The 20514-nt window shown below is 71.2% G+C and carries 18 protein-coding genes; 13 read left to right on the top strand and 5 right to left on the bottom strand.

The features are described from left to right. The coding region (locus tag CSC68_RS10715) for a methyl-accepting chemotaxis protein (RefSeq protein ID WP_246193535.1) at positions 1-512 on the top strand (512 nt) is incomplete at its 5' end. 97 nt (positions 513-609) lie between these two features. Here CSC68_RS10715 and pncA read toward each other — a convergent pair. Together pncA and CSC68_RS10705 are read right to left on the bottom strand one after the other, a co-directional pair. After that, positions 610-1230 carry a bifunctional nicotinamidase/pyrazinamidase gene (pncA, locus tag CSC68_RS10710; RefSeq protein WP_162203545.1) on the bottom strand — a complete coding sequence of 207 codons (621 nt, stop codon included), beginning with the start codon at positions 1228-1230 and terminating at the stop codon, positions 610-612. Positions 1231-1317: 87 nt separating this feature from the next. Next, positions 1318-2208 (bottom strand): fructose bisphosphate aldolase, encoded by an 891-nt coding sequence (locus CSC68_RS10705; RefSeq protein ID WP_211365739.1) that lies wholly within the window; start codon positions 2206-2208, stop codon positions 1318-1320. 178 nt (positions 2209-2386) lie between these two features. On the opposite strand from CSC68_RS10705, the gene CSC68_RS10700 reads away from it, so the two are divergent. The 11 genes from CSC68_RS10700 to bktB all read left to right on the top strand — a co-directional run bounded on the left by CSC68_RS10700 (position 2387) and on the right by bktB (position 15446). Continuing rightward, the gene (locus CSC68_RS10700; protein ID WP_162203544.1) at positions 2387-3244 is read left to right on the top strand and encodes an NAD-dependent protein deacetylase; all 858 of its coding nucleotides are present in this window, start codon (positions 2387-2389) and stop codon (positions 3242-3244) included. Positions 3245-3339: 95 nt separating this feature from the next. Continuing rightward, positions 3340-4434: an NADH:flavin oxidoreductase/NADH oxidase gene (locus CSC68_RS10695; RefSeq protein WP_162203543.1), complete on the top strand. Its 1095-nt coding sequence runs from the start codon at positions 3340-3342 to the stop codon at positions 4432-4434. 68 nt (positions 4435-4502) lie between these two features. After that, positions 4503-5354 (top strand): formyltetrahydrofolate deformylase, encoded by an 852-nt coding sequence (purU, locus tag CSC68_RS10690; RefSeq protein ID WP_162203542.1) that lies wholly within the window; start codon positions 4503-4505, stop codon positions 5352-5354. Between the two features lie 305 nt (positions 5355-5659). Then, positions 5660-6484 (top strand): TonB-dependent receptor plug domain-containing protein, encoded by an 825-nt coding sequence (locus CSC68_RS15825; protein WP_211365738.1) that lies wholly within the window; start codon positions 5660-5662, stop codon positions 6482-6484. Continuing rightward, complete coding sequence (locus tag CSC68_RS10685; protein WP_211365737.1) at positions 6439-7947, top strand: TonB-dependent receptor; 1509 nt, start codon at positions 6439-6441, stop codon at positions 7945-7947. The genes CSC68_RS15825 and CSC68_RS10685 overlap by 46 nt, the downstream gene beginning before the upstream one ends. After that, a complete protein-coding gene (locus tag CSC68_RS10680) occupies positions 7947-9269 on the top strand; it encodes a spinster family MFS transporter (protein ID WP_162203541.1) in 1323 nt (440 codons plus the stop codon). Before CSC68_RS10685 ends, CSC68_RS10680 begins: the two co-directional genes overlap by 1 nt. Next, entirely contained in the window at positions 9266-10918 is a 1653-nt protein-coding gene (locus CSC68_RS10675) for a carboxylesterase/lipase family protein (protein ID WP_246193534.1), read from the top strand. Before CSC68_RS10680 ends, CSC68_RS10675 begins: the two co-directional genes overlap by 4 nt. Continuing rightward, positions 10909-12528: an AMP-binding protein gene (locus tag CSC68_RS10670; protein ID WP_162203540.1), complete on the top strand. Its 1620-nt coding sequence runs from the start codon at positions 10909-10911 to the stop codon at positions 12526-12528. The genes CSC68_RS10675 and CSC68_RS10670 overlap by 10 nt, the downstream gene beginning before the upstream one ends. 144 nt (positions 12529-12672) lie before the next feature. Continuing rightward, positions 12673-13314: a TetR/AcrR family transcriptional regulator gene (locus CSC68_RS10665; RefSeq protein WP_037034191.1), complete on the top strand. Its 642-nt coding sequence runs from the start codon at positions 12673-12675 to the stop codon at positions 13312-13314. Positions 13315-13363: 49 nt separating this feature from the next. Then, entirely contained in the window at positions 13364-14251 is an 888-nt protein-coding gene (locus CSC68_RS10660) for an SDR family NAD(P)-dependent oxidoreductase (protein WP_170296351.1), read from the top strand. Between the two features lie 16 nt (positions 14252-14267). Beyond that, entirely contained in the window at positions 14268-15446 is a 1179-nt protein-coding gene (gene bktB, locus CSC68_RS10655; RefSeq protein WP_162203538.1) for a beta-ketothiolase BktB, read from the top strand. Between the two features lie 154 nt (positions 15447-15600). Here the strand turns inward: bktB and CSC68_RS10650 are convergent, their stop codons facing one another. After that, entirely contained in the window at positions 15601-16386 is a 786-nt protein-coding gene (locus tag CSC68_RS10650) for a TSUP family transporter (protein ID WP_162203537.1), read from the bottom strand. Positions 16387-16542: 156 nt separating this feature from the next. Here CSC68_RS10650 and CSC68_RS10645 point away from each other — a divergent pair, with 156 nt between their 5' ends. Then, a complete protein-coding gene (locus CSC68_RS10645) occupies positions 16543-17865 on the top strand; it encodes an amidohydrolase (protein WP_211365736.1) in 1323 nt (440 codons plus the stop codon). A 13-nt stretch (positions 17866-17878) separates the two neighbouring features. Here CSC68_RS10645 and CSC68_RS10640 read toward each other — a convergent pair whose 3' ends face one another. Further along, entirely contained in the window at positions 17879-19606 is a 1728-nt protein-coding gene (locus CSC68_RS10640) for an ExeM/NucH family extracellular endonuclease (RefSeq protein WP_162203536.1), read from the bottom strand. 80 nt (positions 19607-19686) lie between these two features. Continuing rightward, complete coding sequence (locus CSC68_RS10635) at positions 19687-20202, bottom strand: c-type cytochrome (protein ID WP_162203535.1); 516 nt, start codon at positions 20200-20202, stop codon at positions 19687-19689. Positions 20203-20514: the final 312 nt, after the last annotated feature.

Raw genomic sequence — 20514 nt, 5'->3', positions numbered from 1 at the left:
CCGTGGTCGCCTCCGAGGTGCGCACCCTGGCCCAGCGTTCGGCCGGCGCGGCCAAGGAGATCAAGCAGCTGATCGACGACTCGGTGGGCAAGGTCGCCAACGGCTCGGCCCTGGTGCAGAAGGCCGGCACCACGATGGGCGAGATCGTCAGCAGCGTGCACCGGGTGACCGACATCATGTCCGAGATCTCGGCTGCCTCGCAGGAGCAGACTGCCGGCATCGAGCAGGTCAGCCAGACCGTGGTGCAGATGGACGAGACCACCCAGCAGAACGCCGCGCTGGTGGAAGAGGCTTCCGCCGCGGCGCGTTCGATGGCCGAGCAGGCCGGGCAGCTGGTCGAGGCGGTGGCGGTGTTCCGCCTGGCCGACGGCGCGGCGCGCTCGACGCTGCGTGCCCCGGTGCGCAGCGCGGCGCCCCGTCCGGTGGCGGCCAAGCCGGCTCCGGTCATCCGCCAGCGTGCCGCCGCGCCGGTGGCGGTGACGGCCGACGACGGCGACTGGCAGGAATTCTGATCTCCCCTCCCCCGTGTCCAGGGAAGTGGTCCCCCGCTGCTTTCCCGACAAAAACGCCGGCCCTGGTGGCCGGCGTTTCCTTTTCCGCGGACTGTGGTCAGCCGATGCCGATGCCGGCCGCATCCAGCGCGGCGCGGGTAGGCGCGTCGCCGTAGGGCGTCACCGGGCGGGCGAGGTCCCAGAGGAAGCGCACGCGGAAGCCGGCGGCCGCCGCGTCCTGCGCGGTCCACAGCACGCAGTAGTCGCGCGCCAGGCCGCATACATGCACTTCGTCGATCCCGCGCTCGCGCAGCCAGCCGGCCATCCCGGTGGCCGGACGGCTGCCATCGGGGCCGTGGTTCTCGCGGAAGCCGCTGTACGAATCCACCTGCGGGCGCGTGCCCTTGCGCAGCACCAGGTCGGCTGCGTTCCAGTCCACCCGCGGGTCCAGCGCGGCCCCGGGCGTGCCCTGCACGCAGTGGTCCGGCCACAGCGTCTGCGGTTGGCCGTGCAGCTGGATCTGTTCGAAGGGCTGGCGACCGGGATGGGCGCTGGCGAAGGAAGCATGCCCGGGCGGATGCCAGTCCTGGGTGGCTACCACGGTGCGGTAGCTGCGCGAGCGCAGCAGCGCATCGATGGCCGGGACGATGGCATCGCCCTCGTGGCAGGGCAGGGCGCCGCCGGGCATGAAGTCCGGCTGCAGGTCGACCACGATCAGTGCGGTGTTATCGGGATGCATCGGTTGCTGGAGGCCTGCCGCGCCGGGCGGCGGGCCTCCAATGATGCCGCGGATGCCCGGTGGGTGGCATCCGCCTGCGCGCGGCGATCAGGCGATCGAGGCGCGGTAGATCGATTCGATCGAGGCGTCGAGGGCCTTGTTGAATTCCTCGTCGCTCTGCTGCGCGCCCAGGCCCTCGGTCAGGGCGCGGCTGAAGCTGGCGATCACGCCCGGGTTGCGGGCAAGCTTGGCGTTGGCCTCCTCGCGGCTGTAGCCGCCGGACAGGGCCACGACCCTCAGCACCGACGGATGCTCCACCAGCTCGGCGAAATAGCCATCGAGGCTGGGCAGGGTCAGTTTGAGCATCACCGGGGTGGAGGCGTCGATCGTGTCCAGGCGCTCGAGCAGGCCGCGCTTGAGCTCAGTCTCGATCGCCTCCTTGTCGGCGGCCTTGATGTCCACTTCCGGTTCGATGATCGGCACCAGGCCGGCGGCCAGCACCTTGCGCGCCAGCTCGAACTGCTGGTCCAGCACGGCGGCGATGCCGGCGGCGTTGTTGGCCTTGATCACCGAGCGTTCCTTGGTGCCGAACACGCCCTTGGCCTTGGCCCGCGCAAGCAGGTCCTCCAGGCCCGGGATCGGCTTGAGCAGCTGCACGCCGCCTTCCTCGTCCGCCAGGCCCTTGTCGATCTTCAGGAACGGCACGACCTTCTTCTGCTCCCACAGGAAGCGCGCGGCCTCCTGGCCGGCGAAGCTGTCGTCCAGGGTGCGTTCGAACAGGATGGCGCCGAGGATGCGGCCGTCGAAGGCCGGGCTGGTGACGATGCGCTCGCGCATGCGGTGGACCAGGGCGAACATCTCGGCGTCGTTGGCATAGGCCGACTCGTCGATGCCGTAGAGCTTCAGCGCCTTGGGCGTGCTGCCGCCGCTCTGGTCGAGCGCGGCGATGAAACCCTGGCCGGAAGCAATGCGGTCACGCTGTTCGCTGTTGATGGTCACGGCTGTTCCCTTGGCAGGTTTGGGGGCCGCCGATCTTAGCTCCACGGGTGTAAGGACGATGTACCGCCGGAGCCAGACAACGCTGTCAGCCGCGGCCCTCCACGCCGACATGTGGTCGATCTCGTGCAACATGTCGGCGACGCCCGGTTTCCCCGCCTCGCCACCCGTCCTCCTGCCGATGCACGCTTCCCTGCCAGCCCCGCTCCCCGTGCCTGCCGCCCGACCGGAAGCGGCGCTGGGCGACTTCATCGCCCGACACAGGCGCCTGTTCGTGCTGACCGGCGCCGGCATCAGTACCGGCTCGGGCATTCCGGACTACCGCGACGCCGACGGCGGCTGGAAGCGGGTACCGCCTATCACCTTCCAGGCCTTCACCGGCAACGACCTCACCCGGCGTCGCTACTGGGCGCGCAGCCTGGCCGGCTGGGGGCCGTTCGCCGCGGCCCGGCCCAATGCCGCGCACCACGCGCTGGCGATGCTGCAGCGGCTGGGTCGGGTGTCGCGGCTGCTGACCCAGAACGTGGACGGCCTGCACCAGCGTGCCGGCTCCACCGGAGTGATCGACCTGCACGGCCGCCTGGACCAGGTCGCGTGCCTGGGCTGTGGCCTGCGCCTGCCGCGCGAAGGCTTCCAGCGACAGCTGCTGGAGCGCAATCCCGGCTGGGACGCCCACCTGGCCACGGTGGCGCCCGACGGCGACGCCGACCTGGAGGGCGTGGACTTCGCCGGCTTCGACGTGCCGGACTGCCCGGCCTGCGGCGGCAGGCTCAAGCCCGACGTGGTGTTCTTCGTCGAAAGCGTGCCGCGGGCGCGGGTAGAGGAGGCCACCGCCGCCCTGCACGCCAGCGACGCGATGCTGGTGGTCGGCTCGTCGCTGATGGTCTGGTCCGGCTTCCGCTTCGCGCGGATGGCGGCCGAGGCCGGGATCCCGGTGGCAATCCTCAACCGCGGCCGCACCCGCGCCGACGACCTCGCCATGCTCAAGCTCGAGGCCGATTGCGTGCAGGTGCTGCCTGGACTGGCGGGTAGCGGGTAGGGCGTGACGTCGAGTGCGATGCTGCGATCCAGCCACGGCCTTGAAGCCGTGCCATGGCGGCGCTGCAATGCGGGTCCCGCCCGGACCCACCCGCCATGAGCCAGCTGTTCTCGCCGCTCCACCTCGGTCCCCTGCAACTGTCCAACCGCATCGTCATCGCGCCCATGTGCCAGTACTCGGCGCACGAGGGCGTGGTCTCCGACTGGCACCGCATCCATCTTGGCCACCTGGCCCTGTCCGGCGCAGGCCTGCTGATCCTGGAGGCCACCGCGGTGCAGGCCAACGGCCGCATCACCCATGCCGACCTGGGGCTGTGGAACGACGACCAGGAAGCGGCGCTGGCCGCGCTGGTGGCCTCGCTGCGGCGCTGGGCACCGATGCCGCTGGGCATCCAGCTGGCCCATGCCGGGCGCAAGGCCTCCACCGCCCGGCCGTGGGAGGGGGGTGGTCCGATCGCCGCCGGCGAGCCGGAAGGCTGGACCACCGTGTCGGCGTCGGCGCTGCCGTTCGACAGCGGATACCCGGCGCCGCAGGTGCTGGATGAGGCCGCCATCGACGCCCTGGTCGAGGCCTTCGTCGAATCCGCCAGGCGCGCCGCGCGCATCGGCCTGGACCTGGTCGAGATCCACGGCGCGCATGGCTACCTGCTGCACCAGTTCCTGTCGCCGCTGTCCAACCAGCGCGACGACCAATACGGCGGCAGCCTCGAGAACCGCATGCGCCTGCCGCTGCGGATATTCGACGCGGTACGCGCGGCGGTGCCGGAGCGGGTGGCGGTGGGCGTGCGCATCTCGGCCACGGACTGGGTCGAAGGCGGCTGGGACCTGCAGCAGAGCATCTCCCTGGCGCGCGAGCTGGATGCGCGCGGCTGCCACTTCATCCATGTCTCCAGCGGCGGCCTGGATCCGCGCCAGCAGATCGCCGCCGCTCCGGGCTACCAGGTGCCGTTCGCCGCGGCGATCCGCGAACAGGTGCGGATGCCGGTGATCGCGGTGGGCCTGATCACCGGGGCACGCCAGGCCGAGGACATCGTCGCCGGCGGCCAGGCCGATGCGGTCGCCCTGGCCCGCGGCATCCTCTACGACCCGCGCTGGCCCTGGCACGCCGCCGCCGAGCTGGGCGCGAAGGTGAAGGGCCCACCGCAGTACCGGCGCTGCGAGCCGCACGGGGTGCGCGGCCTGTTCGCCTGAGCCGAGCCGGCGGTAACAGCTGCAACGGCCGCGCGCAGCGGCCGCCGCTCGCATACCATGGCGCGCCTATGCGCCACGACTACATCCTCGCCCTTTCCTGCCCGGACCGTACCGGCATCGTCTACCGCGTGTCCGGCCTGCTGTTCGGCCAGGGCTGCAACATCATCGACGCCCAGCAGTTCGGCGACGAGGAGACCGGCCGCTTCTTCCTGCGCGTGCATTTCGAACTACCCGCCCAGGAGACCCTCGAGGCCCTGCAGGAACGCTTCGCCAGCCTGGCTGCCGAGTTCGGCATGGACTGGCAGATCCACGACGCGCGTCGCCGCGCGCGCCTGCTGGTGCTGGTCAGCAGGCAGGGCCACTGCCTCAACGACCTGCTGTTCCGCGCCCATAGCGGGCAGCTGCACGTGGACATTGCAGCGGTGGCGTCCAACCACCCGGACTTCGCCGCGCTGTCGGCTTCCTACGGCGTGCCGTTCCACCACCTTCCGGTGGATGCGTCCAACCGTGCGGAACAGGAGCAGGCGATCCTGGAACTGGTCGAGCGCGAACAGGTCGACCTGGTGGTGCTGGCGCGCTACATGCAGATCCTGTCGCCGCGCCTGTGCGAGGCCCTTGCCGGTCGCGCGATCAACATCCACCACAGCTTCCTGCCCAGCTTCAAGGGCGCCCAGCCGTACCACCAGGCGCACGCGCGCGGGGTCAAGATCATCGGCGCCACCGCGCACTACGTCACCCCGGACCTGGACGAGGGCCCGATCATCGAGCAGGACGTGGCCCGCGTGGACCACGCCATGACCCCGCGCGACCTGGTCCGGGTGGGCAGCGACATCGAATCGCAGGTGCTGGCGCGCGCGGTGCGTCGCCATGTCGAGCACCGCATCCTGCTCAACGGCCACAAGACCGTCGTCTTCCGCTGAAGCCGGCGCAGCCTTCCTGATGCCGGCCAGGACGTCCGCCCCGTGCTGACGTCGCCGGCATGCGTTCCCATCGAGTCCCGAGCGCCATGCCGTACGCATGCGTGCGTATCGGGCGCGCCTGCGCGGGCGCTACCGGACGCCTTCGGATTGTCGCAATGCAGCAGCAAGCCCCTGATCCAGAAGCGGTTTCCGCGCAGGGAAAAATATTCACACAATCGTGAGTGAGTGTTGACACCACCCTCCCCGCCTTGCAGTATCCGGGCACGCTTTCGTGCTTAACCGGCAATCCTTGGGAGGGGATCCGCATGGCAAGTCGTCTGATCGCGTCCGCATACGTTGCAACGTTGCTCGCTTTACCTGTTTCCGCCCTGGCGCAGGCCACCAGCCAGGCGCTGGAATCGCGGTCCCAGCCTGGAGGCGCCCAGGAACTGGACGCCATCGTGGTCACCGCGACCCGCCGCAGCGAAAAGCTGCAGGACGTGCCGCTGAGCGTGACCGTGCTCGGCCAGGAACAGCTCGATGCCAAGGGCATCGTCGGCTACGAGGGCCTGGCCCATGAAACCCCGGGCGTGGTGCTCAACCGCCCCAGCGCGAACTTCAACAACTTCACCGCCCGCGGCATCGCCACCAACGGCTACAACGCCAACCTGCAGAGCACGGTGGCGATCTACATCGACGAACTGCCGATCTCGGCCAACGGCAACTCGACCGTGCTCGACCCGAGCCTGTACGACGTCGAGCGCATCGAGTTCCTGCGCGGCCCGCAGGGCACGCTGTTCGGCTCCGGCTCGCTGGCCGGCGCGCTGCGCATCCTGACCCACGCGCCCGATCCCAACGCCTTCGACGCCTCGTTCCTGGCCGACGTCGGCATGACCGGCTCCAGCTCGCTGCGCCAGCGCTACAACGCGATGGTCAACATCCCGCTGGCGCAGGACACCATGGCGCTGCGCGTGGTCGGCTTCTCGCGCAACGAGGACGGCTACGTCGACAACCTCGGCACCGGCGTCAGGGACGCCAACTGCTCAAGGCCTGGGGCGGCCGCGCCACCCTGCTGTGGGAGCCGACCGACCGCTTCGCCGCGCAGGTGCGCCTGTCGCGCGAGGAGAGCACGCCGGAGGATTCTTCGCTGACCAACCCCGACCTCGGCCGGGACAAGCGCTACTCCGACCGTCCCGACATGTTCAACGGGACGATGGACAACTACAACCTGACCCTGGACTACCAGTTCGACGGCGCCCACCTGACCAGCTCCTCGACCTGGTCGGACTACGACGCGGCGTTCAACGTGGACCTGGCCGGCACCTACGGCCAGGCCTTCGCCTTCGCCCTGGACGCGCCGTTCAACAGCAAGACCTTCGTCCAGGAAGTGCGCCTGGTGTCCGACACCGGCGGCCGGTTCGAGTGGGTGCTCGGCGGCTTCCACTTCAAGCGCGACCGCGACGTCCACTTCGGCTACCGCTCCAACGAGGAATTCCTGCAGCGCAGCGGCATCACCGGGCTGCCGGACGAGTACTACCTGCGCTTCCTCAGCACCGACGTGTCAAAGGAGCAGGCGCTGTTCGGCCAGTTGACCTACCACTTCAACGACGACTTCTGGGCCACCCTGGGCCTGCGCTACGGCAGCACCCAGGCCCAGGCCTTCACCGGCGCCGGCGGCTACAACAGCGACTACCTCACCCAGGCCTACCTGTACGCCTTCTTCGGCATCCCCGGCGGCCCGCTCACGATCACCCCGGTCGAGGCCGCCACCGGCGCGAAGGCACGGGAAACCGGCCCGTCGTACCGGCTCAGCGCTTCCTGGCGCCCGGTGCCGTCGGTCACTACCTACGCTGCGGTCGCCACCGGCTTCCGCGCGCCGGTGGTCAATGCCCGCGCCGGATCGGTCAGCACCATCGACCCGGACGACCTGGTCATCCCCTACGGCGCCGACTCGGACAAGCTCATCAACTACGAGCTGGGCATGAAGGGCAGCTGGCTCGACGGCCGCCTGGCCGCCAACCTGGCGCTGTACTACGTCGACTGGAACGACATCCAGGTGCAGGCCAACCGCGTCTCCGACCAGGTCCAGTTCGCCACCAACATCGGCGGGGCCTACAGCCGTGGCCTGGAGTTCGAGCTGATGGCCATGCCGAACATGGACTGGACGATCGCGCTGAACGGCTCGTTCAACCGCGCCAGGGTCGATGAACTGACCCCGCAGGAGGCGGCGATTTCCGGCACTGTCCTCGGCGCGCGCCTGGCCGCGCCGGAGTTCAGCGCCTCGCTCGTCACCAGCTACCGCTTCGACTTCATCCGCGGCTCGGAAGGCAATGCCTCGCTGGCGATCGTCCACGTCGGCGACTTCCCCGGCCAGTTCCAGTACGTGCCCGGCCAGCCGGGCGTGGTCAGCCCGACCTTCGACTACACCGACGCGTATACCGTGGTGAACGCCAACGTCGCCGCCGCGTTCGACCACTACACGGTGGGCCTGTACGTGGAGAACCTGTTCGACGACCGTTCGGTGACCTACGTGCATCCGGAGGCGTTCCTCGACGGCCGATACGCGCTGGTGCGGCCGCGCACCGTCGGCGTGCGCGTGGGGTACCGGTTCTGATGGCCGCGCTTCCGGCCAGCCAGGCGATGCCCGGCGCGCAGCACGCGCGCCCGGGCGCGCGGGCATGGATCGTGCTGGCGATCCTGTGCCTGGTCTACGTGCTGAACTTCCTCGACAGGCAGCTGCTGTCGATCCTGGCCAAGCCCATCCAGGACGAACTGGGGGTCACCGACTCCCAGCTTGGCCTGATCGGCGGCCTGTACTTCGCGATGTTCTACTGCATCCTGGCGATCCCGGTCGGCTGGCTGGCCGACCGCACCAACCGGGTGCGGGTGCTGGCGTTCTCCTGCGCGTTGTGGAGCGCGGCCACCGCCGCCTGCGGCATGGCCTCCTCGTATCCGCAGCTGGCGCTGGCGCGGATGACCGTCGGCGTCGGCGAGGCCGGCGGCGTGCCGCCGTCCTACGCGATCATTTCCGACTATTTCCCGCCGGGCATGCGCGGAACCGCGCTGAGCCTGTTCAACCTCGGCCCGCCGATCGGGCAGGCGCTGGGCGTGGCCTTCGGCGCATCGATCGCGGCGGCGTATTCCTGGCGGCTGGCCTTCATCTGGGTAGGCGTGGTCGGCATCGTCACCGCGCTGGTGGTCTGGCTGGTGGTGCGGGAGCCCCGGAAGGGGGGCCTGGATGCCGCGCCGGGGGCGGTTGCCGCCGCCGCCGAGCCGGCGCCCCCCTTCTGGCTTACCTGCCGCGAGTATTTCGCCAACCCGGTGCTGCGCGGCATGGCCCTGGCCTGCGGCGCGACCCAGTTCATCACCTATGCGGTGCTCAACTTCACCGTGCTGTTCCTGATGCGCGAGAAGGGCATGGCGCTGGAGCAGGTGGCGGTGTGGTACGCGGTGGTGATCGGCACCGGCATCTGCGCCGGCATGTTCGCCTCCGGTCGCCTGATCGACCGTCTGTCACGGAAGTCGAAGACCGCCTACGCCTACCTGCCGGCCGCAGGCCTCGCCCTTGCGATGCCGCTGTTCGCCCTGTTCGTGTGGGCCGACCGCTGGCCGCTGGCGCTGGCCTTCCTGTTGCTGCCGACCGGACTGAACTACTTCTACCTGTCGCCGGCGGTGACCCTGGTGCAGGAGGAAGTGCGACCGAACCAGCGCGTGCTCTCCGGGGCGCTGCTGCTGCTGGTGATGAACCTGATCGGCCTGGGCCTCGGCCCGGCCTACCTGGGCATGGTCAGCGACTTCTTCCGCGCCAGCCACCCGGACAACTCGCTGCAGATGGCGTTCTACACCCTGATCCCGTTCTACCTGCTGGCGGTGGGCATGTTCCTGCGGCTGGCGCGCACCATCCGACTCCAGGCTTCGCAGGAGACCACCCCGTGACCCGATCCACCTTCCGCTCTCTGGTCGTGTCCGCGGTCCTGGGCTGTGCCGCGCTTCCGGGTGCGGCGTGGTCCCAGGGGCCGGTCGTCCACGCCCCCGTCGGCGCGCTCCGGGGCGAGGCGCTCGACGGCGGCATCCATGCCTTCCTTGGCATTCCCTACGCCGAGCCGCCGGTGAAGCAGCTGCGCTGGCGCGCGCCGGTGCCGGCCAAACCCTGGAAGGGCACCCGCGAGGCCACCCGCTTCGGCCCGGCCTGCGTGCAGCCGCCGCCGCGCCCCGGCAGCATCTACTCGCCAGGCGACGCCCTGCCGACCAGCGAGGACTGCCTGTCGCTCAACATCTGGACGCCGGCCGAGGCGAAGGACGCGCCGGTGTTCGTGTGGATCCACGGCGGTTCGCTGGTCGCCGGCTCCAGCCGCGAGCCGATGTACGACGGCGCGCGCCTGGCCGCGCAGGGCATGGTGGTGGTGAGCATCAACTACCGCCTTGGCGTGCTCGGCTACCTGGCCCATCCGGACCTGGGCGCCGAGTCGGCAGACGGCGTGTCCGGCAACTACGGCCTGCTCGACCAGATCGAGGCGCTGCGCTGGGTCCGGCGCAACATCGCCGCGTTCGGCGGCGATCCAGGCAACGTCACCATCGCCGGCGAGTCGGCCGGCGCGCTGAGCGTGATGTACCTGATGGCCGCACCGCCGGCGCGCGGCCTGTTCCACAAGGCCATCGCCCAGAGTGCGTACATGATCACCACGCCGGCGCTGCGCGAGGCCGCGCATGGCATGCCCGCGGCCGAGGAGTCGGGCCTGGAGCTGGGCCGCAAGCTCGGCGTGCGCGGCCTGCCGCGGCTCCGTGCCATGGACCCGCAGGAGCTGACGGTGAAGGCGGCAATGTCCGGTTTCCTGCCGTTCGGCAACGTCGACGGCAAGGTGCTGCCGGCGCAGCTGGTCGAGGTCTTCGACCGCGGCCAGCAGGCGCCGGTGCCGATCCTGGCCGGCTTCAACGAGGGCGAGATCCGGTCGCTGCGCTTCCTGCTGCCGCCGAAGCCGGCCGATGCCGCGACCTACGAGGCGGCGATCCGTGCCGCCTACGGCGACCTGGCCGAGGCGATGCTCGAGCGTTACCCGGCAACCAACCTCGACGCGGCGATGCTGGCCACCACCCGCGACGCGCTGTACGGCTGGACCGCCGAGCGGCTGGTACGCAAGCAGGCCGAACTGGGCCTGCCGTCGTACCTGTACTACTTCAACCACGGTTACCCGGCCGCCAGCGACGCCGGCCTGCACGCATTCCACGCCGCCGAGCTGCCGTACGTGTTCGCCAGCCACGACCGCACCCCGCCGCTGTGGCCGAAGGCACCGGACTCCGACGGCGAGCGGGCGCTGACCGCGGCGATGTCGGGCTACTGGGCCTCGTTCGCGCGCAGCGGCCAGCCAGTCGCCGCCGGCCAGCCGGCGTGGCAGCCCTATGGCCGGGTGCGCGCCTATATGGCCTTCGACGGCGCGCCGGTGCCCGGCGAAAAGCTGATGCCGGGCATGTACGAACTCGTGGAGCAGGTGGTGTGCCGCCGCCGCGCGCAGGGCGGCCAGCCCTGGCACTGGAACGTCGGCATCGCCGCGCCGCCGCTGCCCGCCGGAGTGCCTGGATGTCCGTGATCCATGGCCAGATGCAGGACTGGCCGCTTACCATCGACAGGTTCCTGGAGCATGGTGCCAAGTGGCACGCCGGGGTCGAGGTGGTCACCGCGGGCGAGGATGGAAGCACGGCGCGCGTCGGCTACGCGGACCTGCAGCGTCGCAGCCGCGAGGTCTCGGAGCTGCTGGCGGGGATGGACGTCGGTCGCGGCGACGTGGTCGCCACCCTGGCCTGGAACACCCAGTCGCACATGGAGACCTGGTACGCGGTGATGGGCATGGGCGCGGTCTGCCAGACGCTCAACCCGCGCGTGTCCGAGGCACACCTGGCGGCGATGCTGGAACAGTCCGGCGCGCGCGTGCTGGTCGCCGCCGCCGACCTGGCGCCGCTGGCGCGGGGCATCGCCACGCGCGCCGGAACGGTCGAACGGATCCTGTCGATCGATGGCACGGCCGTGGCGGAAGACGTTGCGCCGGGGATCGAACCACTGGAACGCCTGCTCGACGCGGGATCCGGTGCGCCGCGCAAGCCGGCCGGGTGGGGCGGTTTCGACGAACGCATGCCTTGCGGCCTGTGCTTCACCTCCGGCACCACCGGCGCACCGAAAGGCGTGACCTATACCCATCGCGGCGTGTTCCTGCACACCCTGCGCGCGCTGCAGGCCGACACCATGGCCCTGTCGCAGCGCGACAGCGTGCTGCTGGCCGTGCCGATGTTCCATGCCAATGCCTGGGGCGTGCCGTTCGCCGCGCCGGCGGTGGGTGCGAAGCTGGTGCTGCCGGGTCGCCATCTCGATGGCGCCCGCCTCGCCAGGCTGATCCGCGACGAGGACGTCACCGTGGCGATCGGCGTGGCCACCGTGTGGCTGGGCCTGGTCGACCATCTCGATGCGCATGGCGGCGAGGTGCCCTCGCTGAAGCGGATCCTCGTCGGCGGCGCGCCGATGGCACCGGCGCTGATGCAGCGTATCGAGCAGCGCCTGGGGGCGGTGGTGCAGACCAGCTGGGGCATGACCGAGCTGTCGCCCACCGGCACCGTCGCCCTGCCCGACGATCCCGGGCGCGCCCCGCACCTGTCCGGGCGCCCGGCGCTGGGCATCGACCTGCTGCTGACCGACGCCGACGGCGTACCGCTGCCCCAGCAGCGCGGCTGCGAGGGTCACCTGCGCGTGCGCGGGGCCAGCGTGGTCTACCGGTATTTCGGCCAGCTCGAACCGGCGGTGGACGCCGATGGCTGGTTCCCCACCGGCGACCTGGCGCGCATCGACGAGCATGGCAACCTGGTCATCACCGGTCGCGCCAAGGACCTGATCAAGTCCGGCGGGGAGTGGATCAACCCTGCGGAGATCGAGGAGATCGTCGGCCGGCTCCCGGGCGTCTCGCTGGCCGCGGTGATCGGGCGGGCGCACCCGAAGTGGGGCGAGCGTCCGGTGCTGCTGGTGGAGATGCGCGCCGACGCGGACACCACAGACAACGAGCTGCTGGAGGCGCTGCGCGGCGCGGTGCCCTCGTGGTGGATGCCGGAGGAGATCATCCGGGTGGAACGGATGCCTTTGGCAGCGACCGGCAAAATTGACAAAATGCGGCTGAGGGCCGAATTCGGCGGCGCGCAATGGCGACGGGAGGCGTGATGTCTCCGGCCCGCGCATGTACCGAGCGGCATTGGAGGCTGCAGGGTGCCAAAGGCGACGACGTCCGGATCCCGGCGGGGTGGTGCGAAGAAGACCGGCACCACCCGGACCGCGCGCACCACCAAGGCGGCGCAGCGCGCGGAGATGACCGAACAGATCCTCGACGCGGCCGAACACCTGTTCTCCCGCGACGGGCTGTACGGTGTCACGCTGAAGGACGTGGCCGAGCGCGTGGGCGTGCACCACACCCTGGTCAACTATTACTTCAAGGACAAGCAGACGCTGTTCGACGCGGTGATCGCGCGTCGCGCCGGCGTCACCAGCAGCGCGCGCATGCAGGCGCTGGACGCCTACGAGGAAGCCTGCAAGGGCAAGCCCACGGTGGAAGGCGCGTTGCGCGCGTTCCTGGACACCGACCTGGACCTGTACAGCCAGGGCGGAGAGGCGTGGAAGAACTACGGTGCGCTCGGCGCGCTGATGTCCAACACCCGCCACGGCGGCGAGCTCATGGACCAGCACTTCGACCCGGTGGTGCTGCGCCTGATCGGCCTGCTCAAGCGCGCCCTGCCGGAAGCGGCCGAGGAGGACATCTTCTGGGGTTACCACTTCGTCACCGGCGCGCTGATGCTCACCCTGGCGCGCACGGGGCGCATCGACCGCCTCTCCGGCGGCCTGTGCCGCTCGGACGACTACGAAGCGGTGAAGGCGCGCATGGCGAAGTTCATGGCCGCCGGCTTCAAGACCATCTGCAAACCGCGGAACGGAACGCGTTCGAAACCCGGCTGAGCGCCGGCGCGCTCCCGTTCCGTGCCTCACGACAAACGGGAGTTCGATGATGCCACTGAAGGGAAGGACAGCGATCGTCACCGGCGCCGGCGGCGGCCTGGGTCGCCAGCATGCGCTCTACCTGGCGCGCAAGGGCGCGAAGGTCCTGGTCAACGACCTGGGCCTGGAGGCCGCCGAGGCGGTCGCCGCGGAGATCCGCGCGGCCGGCGGCGAGGCGATGGCGGTGGCCGCCTCGGTGACCGACGAAGCCGCGGTCGCCGCGATGGTGCAGCGCGCGCATGACGCATGGGGCCGCATCGACATCCTCGTCAGCAACGCCGGCATCCTGCGCGACAAGAGCTTCGCCAAGATGGACCTGGACGACTTCCGCCTGGTGCTGGACGTGCACCTGATGGGCGCGGCGATCTGCTGCAAGGCGGTGTGGGAGGCGATGCGCGGGCAGAAATTCGGCCGCATCGTCCTGACCACCTCGTCCAGCGGCCTGTACGGCAACTTCGGCCAGGCCAACTACGGCGCGGCGAAGATGGCGCTGGTCGGGCTGATGCAGACGCTCGCCATCGAGGGCGCCAAGTACGGGATCAAGGCCAACTGCCTGGCGCCGACCGCGTACACGCGGATGATGGAAGGCATCCTGCCGCAGGAGCAGCTGGATGTGCTGGATCCGGCGCTGGTCAGCCCGGCGCTGTTGCCGCTGGTGGTCGACGACGCGCCGACCCGCGCGATCGTCTGCGCCGGCGCCGGGCATTTCGCCCGCGCCTACGTGACCCTGACCGAAGGCCGCCATCTCGGTGGGGGCGACGACGCCGGCGAGCGGCTGATGGCGTCGTGGGACGCGGTGTCCGATCCCGGCGGCCAGGTCGTGCCCGACTATGGCTTCACCCAGGCCGAGCGCGAGGTGGCCAGCGCGCTGCGTGCCAGGTCCGGCGTGGCCGCCTGAACCCGGAGGGATCGCCATGACCGACGTGTTCCTTGTCTCGGCCGTGCGCACGGCCATCGGCGCGTTCGGCGGCAGCCTGCGCGACGTGCCGCCGTCTGTGCTGGGCGTGGTGACCGCGCGCGAGGCGATCGCCCGCGCGGGTATCGATCCGTCCGCGATCGGCCACGCGGTATACGGGCAGGTGCTGCCCAGCGAGCCGGCCGACGCCTACCTGGCCCGGGTGGTCGCGGTGAAGGCGGGCGTGCCGGTGGCGGCGCCGGCGCTCACGGTGAACCGGCTGTGCGGCTCGGGCCTGCAGGCGATCGTGTCGGCGGCCCAGTCGCTGCTGCTCGGCGACTGCGAGGTGGCGCTGGCCGGCGGCGCGGAGTCGATGAGCCGGGTGCCGTTCCACGTGCCCAGCCAGCGCTGGGGCCGCAAGCTCGGCGACGCGGTGATGGTGGACGCGCTCAACGAGGGCCTGAAGGACCCGTTCGACAAGGTGCTGATGGGCATCACCGCGGAGAACGTGGCCGGGCGCCACGGCATCGACCGCGAGCGGCAGGACGCGCTGGCGCTGGAGAGCCACCGGCGCGCGGCGCGGGCGATCGCGGAGGGACGCTTCGATGGCCAGATCGTGCCGGTGGAGGTGGGACGTCGTGGCAGGGAGACGGAGTTCCGCGTGGACGAGCATGTGCGCGCTGGCGTCACCGCCGCCGACCTGGCCGGCCTGCGTCCGGTGTTCAAGGCCGAGGGCACGGTGACGGCTGGCAATGCCTCGGGCATCAACGATGGCGCGGCCTCGGTGGTGCTGGCCACGGGCGAGGCGGTGCAGCGGCGCGGACTGAAGCCGCTGGCGCGGCTGGTCGCCTACGCGCACGCGGGCGTGGAGCCCATGTACATGGGCATGGGCCCGGTGCCGGCGACCCGCGCCGCGCTGGCGCGCGCGGGGCTGGAAGTCGGGGACCTCGACGTGGTCGAGTCCAACGAGGCCTTCGCCGCGCAGGCCTGCGCGGTCGCCGATGCGCTGGGCTTCGCTCCGGAGAAGACCAATCCCAACGGCAGCGGCATCTCGCTGGGCCATCCGGTCGGTGCGACCGGCGCGATCATCACGGTGAAGCTGGTACACGAGCTGCACCGCACCGGCGGCCGTTACGGCCTGGCGACGATGTGCATCGGCGGCGGCCAGGGCATCGCGGCGATCTTCGAGCGGGTCTAGGCGACGGGAGGCCACATGCCGTCCCTACGCGACGGCATGCGGGGCAAGGCCGCGAAACAGCGGCAGCAAGACCCCGCGCTACCGCGGCGCGTGGGGTGGCGTGTCGGGTCGTGGCTTCGTTCCTTTCCTCCCCTCTCCCGGGGGAGAGGGGGCTTCAGAACCCCATCCATTCCCGCAACGGATGGGTCGGATCCGCCAGCAGCCGCAGCGCCAGCAGCACCGACACCGTCACCAGCAGCGGCTTGATCACCTTCGCGCCCTGGCGCATGGCGAAGCGCGAGCCCATGCGTGCACCCAGCACCTGGCCGGCGCCCATCACCAGGCCGACCTTCCACAACACAGCGCCGGACAGCAGGAACACCACGAACGCGCCCAGGTTCGAGCCGAAGTTGAGGAACTTGGTGTGGGCGGTGGCCTTGAGGATGCCGAACCCCGCCAGGCCGACGAAGCCCAGCATCAGGAACGAACCGGTGCCCGGACCGAACACGCCGTCGTAGAAGCCGATCACCGGCACGAAGGTGAGGGCGAAAGCCTTCTCGCTGATGCGTCGATGCCGCTCCACCGCGCCGACGTCCGGCTTGAGCCAGAAGTACAGGGCGATGCCGAACAGCAGCAGCGGCAGCATCGCGCGCAGCCAGCTCCCGGGGACCACCGTCGCAAGCAGCGCACCGGCGACTGCGCCCGCGGCCGCGGTGAGCGCCATCGGCAGCTGCGCGCGCAGGTCGACGTGGCCATGGCGGGCATAGCTCCAGCTGGCCGTGCCGGCGCCGAACAGCGACTGCAGCTTGTTGGTGCCCAGCGCCTGCAACGGCGGGATACCCGCCAGCAGCATCGCAGGGATGGTCACCATGCCGCCGCCGCCGGCGATGGAATCGATGAAACCGGCCAGCAGGCCGGCGAGGAACAGCAGCAGCAACAGCTGCAGGGCGAGTTCGGGCATGGGAAGCAGGGACGCGGCGCGGGGCGCGCCGGCGGGGCGGCCATTGTAGGCGCCGCCCGCCAGGCAGCCGCACCCCGCCGGGCGCAACACCGCGTGCCGCCGGCGACACGCGAGCGGCTACCCTGTGGGCATCTTCCCGTCGTCGCGGAGCCACCCATGCCGTCCAAGCCGATCGCGTGTTCCCTCGCCCTGGCCTGCCTGCTCGTGCTCGGTACCGCGCCGCCTGCAGGTGCCGCGGAGCAACGGCCCGAAGTCACCGCCGCGGCGGCGAAGCTGCAGGCACAGGTGGTGGCATGGCGGCGCGATTTCCACCAGCACCCGGAGCTGTCCAACCGCGAACAGCGCACCGCCAAGGTGATCGCGCGCGAACTGGTGAAGATGGGCCTGGAACCGCGCACCGGCATCGCCGGCCATGGCGTGGTGGCGGTGCTCAAGGGCGGCAGGCCGGGTCCGCGCATCGCCCTGCGCGCCGACATGGACGCCCTGCCGGTCACCGAGCGCAACGCGTTGCCGTTCGCCTCGAAGGCTACCGGCGAGTACCGTGGCCAGACCGTCGGGGTGATGCATGCCTGCGGGCACGATGCGCACATGGCTATCCTGCTGGGCGTGGCCCGTGCCCTGGCCGAGCAGCGCGCGCAGCTGCCGGGCGAGGTGATGTTCGTGTTCCAGCCGGCGGAGGAGGGCGCGCCTCCGGGCGAGAAGGGCGGCGCCTCGCTGATGCTGGAGCAGGGCCTGTTCGACGGATTCCGGCCGGAGGCGATCTTCGGCCTGCATGTCTTCTCCTCGGTCCAGGCCGGGAAGATCGCGGTGCGCGGCGGCCCGCTGATGGCCGCTTCCGACCGCTTCGGGATCAAGGTGGTCGGTCGCCAGACCCACGGCTCGCGGCCGTGGGGCGGGATCGATCCGGGGGTGGCCGCCGCCGACATCGTCGGCAGCGCGCAGAGCATCGTCAGCCGCCGCACCGACATCGCCCGGCTGCCGGCGGTGGTGACCCTCGGCGCGATCAACGGCGGCGGGCGCTACAACATCATCCCCGACGAGGTGGAGATGGTCGGCACCATCCGCACCTTCGATCCGGGCATGCGCGAGGCGATCCTGGCCGACCTGCGCAACGTCGCCAGCCATGTCGCCGCCGCGCACGGGGCCAAGGTCGAGGCGCAGGTGCCGGATGGCCAGGGCAACCCGGCCACGGTCAACGATCCGGAGCTGACCGCGCGCATGCTGCCCAGCCTGCAGGCCGCGGTGGGCGCGGACAACGTGTACGAGCCGGCGCTGCAGATGGGCGCGGAGGATTTCGCCTGGTACGCGAAGGAGGTGCCGGCGATGTTCTTCTTCGTCGGCGCCACCGCGCCGGGCATGGATCCGGAAACCGCGCCGAGCAACCACTCGCCGGAGTTCATGCTCGACGAGACGTCGCTGGACGTGGGCCTGCGCGCGCTGCTGCAGGTCTCGCTCGATTACCTGCACGGACCCGGCTGAGCCGGGCGCGCGTTCAGAGGTCGAAGCCCAGCAGCAGCGGGTCGTGGTCCGAGCTGCGCCACGGGCCCGGCTCGTTGCGCCCGGCGTAGCCGGCATCGTCCGGCTCGTCGGCATTGACGTGCCACTCGGCGGCCCCGCGCAGCGCCGGCACCAGTGCCGGGCTCAGCAGGGCATGGTCCAGGCGCCCGCTGAGCCCGTCGTAGACGTAGCTCCACGGCCGCTCCACCTTCGCCCCGGCGAAGGCATCCACCCAGCCGCCCTCGCTGCGCAGCCAGTGCAGCGGGTCTTCCATGGCGTAGGCGTTGAAGTCGCCAAGCAGCACGACGCGCCCGGCGCGGCTGCCCACCGGCGCGGTCCTGAGCCAGGCATGCAGCCGGCGGGCCGATTCGACGCGTAGTGCGTTCCAGCAGCCCTGGCCATCGCGGCGGTCGGCATCGTCGCCGCTGGCCTCGCTGCAGCCCTTGGACTTGAAGTGGTTGGCGACCACGACCAGGTCGCGCCTGCCGCCCTTGCGCACGAAGGCCTGCGCCAGCGGCACCCGGCTGCGTTCGCCGAACGGGCCGCCTTCCAGCACCGCCGGTTCGCCCTTCGGGGAGACGCGGTCGGCGCGGTAGATCAGGCCGACGCGGATGGCGTCGCTGCCGGGGCCTTGGCCCGGATCGACGAAGCGCCACTGCGCGCCACCGGCGTTGAGCGCGTCCACCAGCTCGGCGATGCTCGATTCCGGACCGTAGCCGTCGTTCTCCAGCTCCATCAGCGCGGCGATGTCCGGATCCAGCCCGTGCACGGTGGCCACCAGCTTGGCCAGCTGCGCATGCATCGCCGCCTGGGTCTTCGCGCCGCGCCTGGTCGGGAAGCCGCCGCCGCGGCCGTCGCCGTTGAACAGGTTCTCCAGGTTGAACGCGGCCACCTTGAGCGTGCCGGGCACGCGCGGTGGCTGCGGGCGCGGGGCCGGCTGCAGCTGCAACGGCTGCGCGACCTGGATCCGCCAGCTGCCGTGGCGGCGCTCGAGGATGCCTTCCACGCCCCGGACGATGCTGCCCACGCGCGGCGTGGTGGCCCCGCCGAGGTAGGGAATGGACTTCGGATCGCGCTGGCCGCTGCCGTCGTCCAGCAGCAGCCGTTGGCGGGCGTTGGCCGTGGCCAGGCGGGCATGTTCGGGGGTGCCGGGCAGGGCCAGCTCGCTGGGCTGCCACTGGCGGCCGGCGAAGCTGACGGTCAGCTCGCCGTAGCGCTCCAGCGCGTGGGTGCCGGTGACGGTCAGCGGCGCATCGATGCGCACGCGCATGCCTTCCAGTGGCTCCCAGCGCTCCGGCAGCGTGGCCAGGCGCACCGCTTCCACCGGCACCCCTTCGCGGCAGGGTCCGATCCGCGACGGGGCCAGCGCGCGCAGGCGGTCGGCGCCGGCGCGCACCTCGACCAGCCCGCCGCTGATCCGGCAGTGCATGCCCGGGCCGAAGCCGGGCGGCACGGCCATGTCGGCGCCAGCCTGCACCAGCAGCGCATCGGGCGTGGCCGGGTCGCCGTCGCCATCGTCCTGCAGGTAGAACCCGCCAAGCCCCGGCCGGAAGTCGGCGGTGACCACGCCTTCGACGACCACCTGCCCGGAAACCGCCTCGCCGCGGCCGAGGCTGCCGATCGCCACCGGCGCGTTATCGGCCAGGGCCAGCGGTGGGGCGAACAGGAGCGCGGCGAGGAGGAGAGGGACGCGCGGGCGCGTGCTGGAGCGGCGGTGCGGCATGGCAGGTCCTCGGCCCGGCGGGGGCCGGAAACGCGGACGCCGCCCTGGGGCGGCGTCCGTGGTGGTTCGGGTGGTGCGGCTTACTTGAGGTTGTCCAGCATCCAGTCGACGGTGGCGTGGACCTGCTCCTCGGTCAGTGCCGGGTTGCCGCCCTTCGGGGGCATCACGCCGGCGTTGCCGGCGAAGCCCTCGACGGCGTGCTTGTAAAGCGTGTCCTTGCCCTGGGCCATGCGCGCGCCCCAGGCGGCGCGGGTCAGGGTCGGAGCGTTGCCGACGCCATTGGTATGGCAGGCGCCGCAGAGGTTCTGGTAGATGACCGAGCCGTCGGTGGTGCCGCCGTAGGCGACCTGCGAGGCGGCGGCTGCCGCGGCGGCCGCCGCTGCGGCAGCCTGGGCGGCGGCGCCGGTGTCACCGGCATAGACCGCGCCGGCCGGGGCGATGCGCTCCTGGGTGCGGGCCGCGGCCGAGGCCGAAACCTCCGGCGGGATGCGGCCGTGCAGGTGGGAGGCCAGCAGGATCAGCCCGAGGGTGATCAGGGCCAGCATGCCCAGGACCATCGAGAAACGCTTCAGGAATTCCAGGTCGTAGTTGCGCACTTCGCATCCTATTGGCGAGCGGCCCCGGGCCGCAGCCCGCCGATTATAGGTACGGACGCGCCGGGTTCGGAAGCGCGGGGGCCAAGGGCGGATGCCGGCGGCGGCCGTGGGCGGCCCGGCCCGGCCCCGGTTCCGTCGCATTTTCCTGTTGCGACGCAGCAGGAATCGGCCCCGCGCCGGGCCTGCCGGGGCCGGTGGCCCCGCCCGACCGCGCCGGGGCCGGCCGGCCATCGCGCGCCACGCCAAAGCCTGCCGCGCCGCCGCAGCCCGTGGGGCGGCCGGGAGCCGCCGCCGCCATCTGGCCGGCCGGAT

Source organism: Pseudoxanthomonas suwonensis, from assembly GCF_010093235.1.
Lineage (GTDB): Bacteria > Pseudomonadota > Gammaproteobacteria > Xanthomonadales > Xanthomonadaceae > Pseudoxanthomonas > Pseudoxanthomonas suwonensis.
Note: the sequence above shows the minus strand (reverse complement) of the source record. Positions and strands in the feature narration are given on the sequence as shown.

Coding starts and splice junctions, on each gene's coding strand:
- pncA (WP_162203545.1), bottom strand. CDS start 1,230: ATGCATCCCGATAACACCGCACTGATCGTGGTCGACCTGCAGCCGGAC.
- CSC68_RS10700 (WP_162203544.1), top strand. CDS start 2,387: ATGCACGCTTCCCTGCCAGCCCCGCTCCCCGTGCCTGCCGCCCGACCG.
- CSC68_RS10695 (WP_162203543.1), top strand. CDS start 3,340: ATGAGCCAGCTGTTCTCGCCGCTCCACCTCGGTCCCCTGCAACTGTCC.
- purU (WP_162203542.1), top strand. CDS start 4,503: ATGCGCCACGACTACATCCTCGCCCTTTCCTGCCCGGACCGTACCGGC.
- CSC68_RS15825 (WP_211365738.1), top strand. CDS start 5,660: ATGGCAAGTCGTCTGATCGCGTCCGCATACGTTGCAACGTTGCTCGCT.
- CSC68_RS10680 (WP_162203541.1), top strand. CDS start 7,947: ATGGCCGCGCTTCCGGCCAGCCAGGCGATGCCCGGCGCGCAGCACGCG.
- CSC68_RS10670 (WP_162203540.1), top strand. CDS start 10,909: ATGTCCGTGATCCATGGCCAGATGCAGGACTGGCCGCTTACCATCGAC.
- CSC68_RS10665 (WP_037034191.1), top strand. CDS start 12,673: ATGACCGAACAGATCCTCGACGCGGCCGAACACCTGTTCTCCCGCGAC.
- CSC68_RS10660 (WP_170296351.1), top strand. CDS start 13,364: ATGCCACTGAAGGGAAGGACAGCGATCGTCACCGGCGCCGGCGGCGGC.
- bktB (WP_162203538.1), top strand. CDS start 14,268: ATGACCGACGTGTTCCTTGTCTCGGCCGTGCGCACGGCCATCGGCGCG.
- CSC68_RS10650 (WP_162203537.1), bottom strand. CDS start 16,386: ATGCCCGAACTCGCCCTGCAGCTGTTGCTGCTGCTGTTCCTCGCCGGC.
- CSC68_RS10645 (WP_211365736.1), top strand. CDS start 16,543: ATGCCGTCCAAGCCGATCGCGTGTTCCCTCGCCCTGGCCTGCCTGCTC.
- CSC68_RS10640 (WP_162203536.1), bottom strand. CDS start 19,606: ATGCCGCACCGCCGCTCCAGCACGCGCCCGCGCGTCCCTCTCCTCCTC.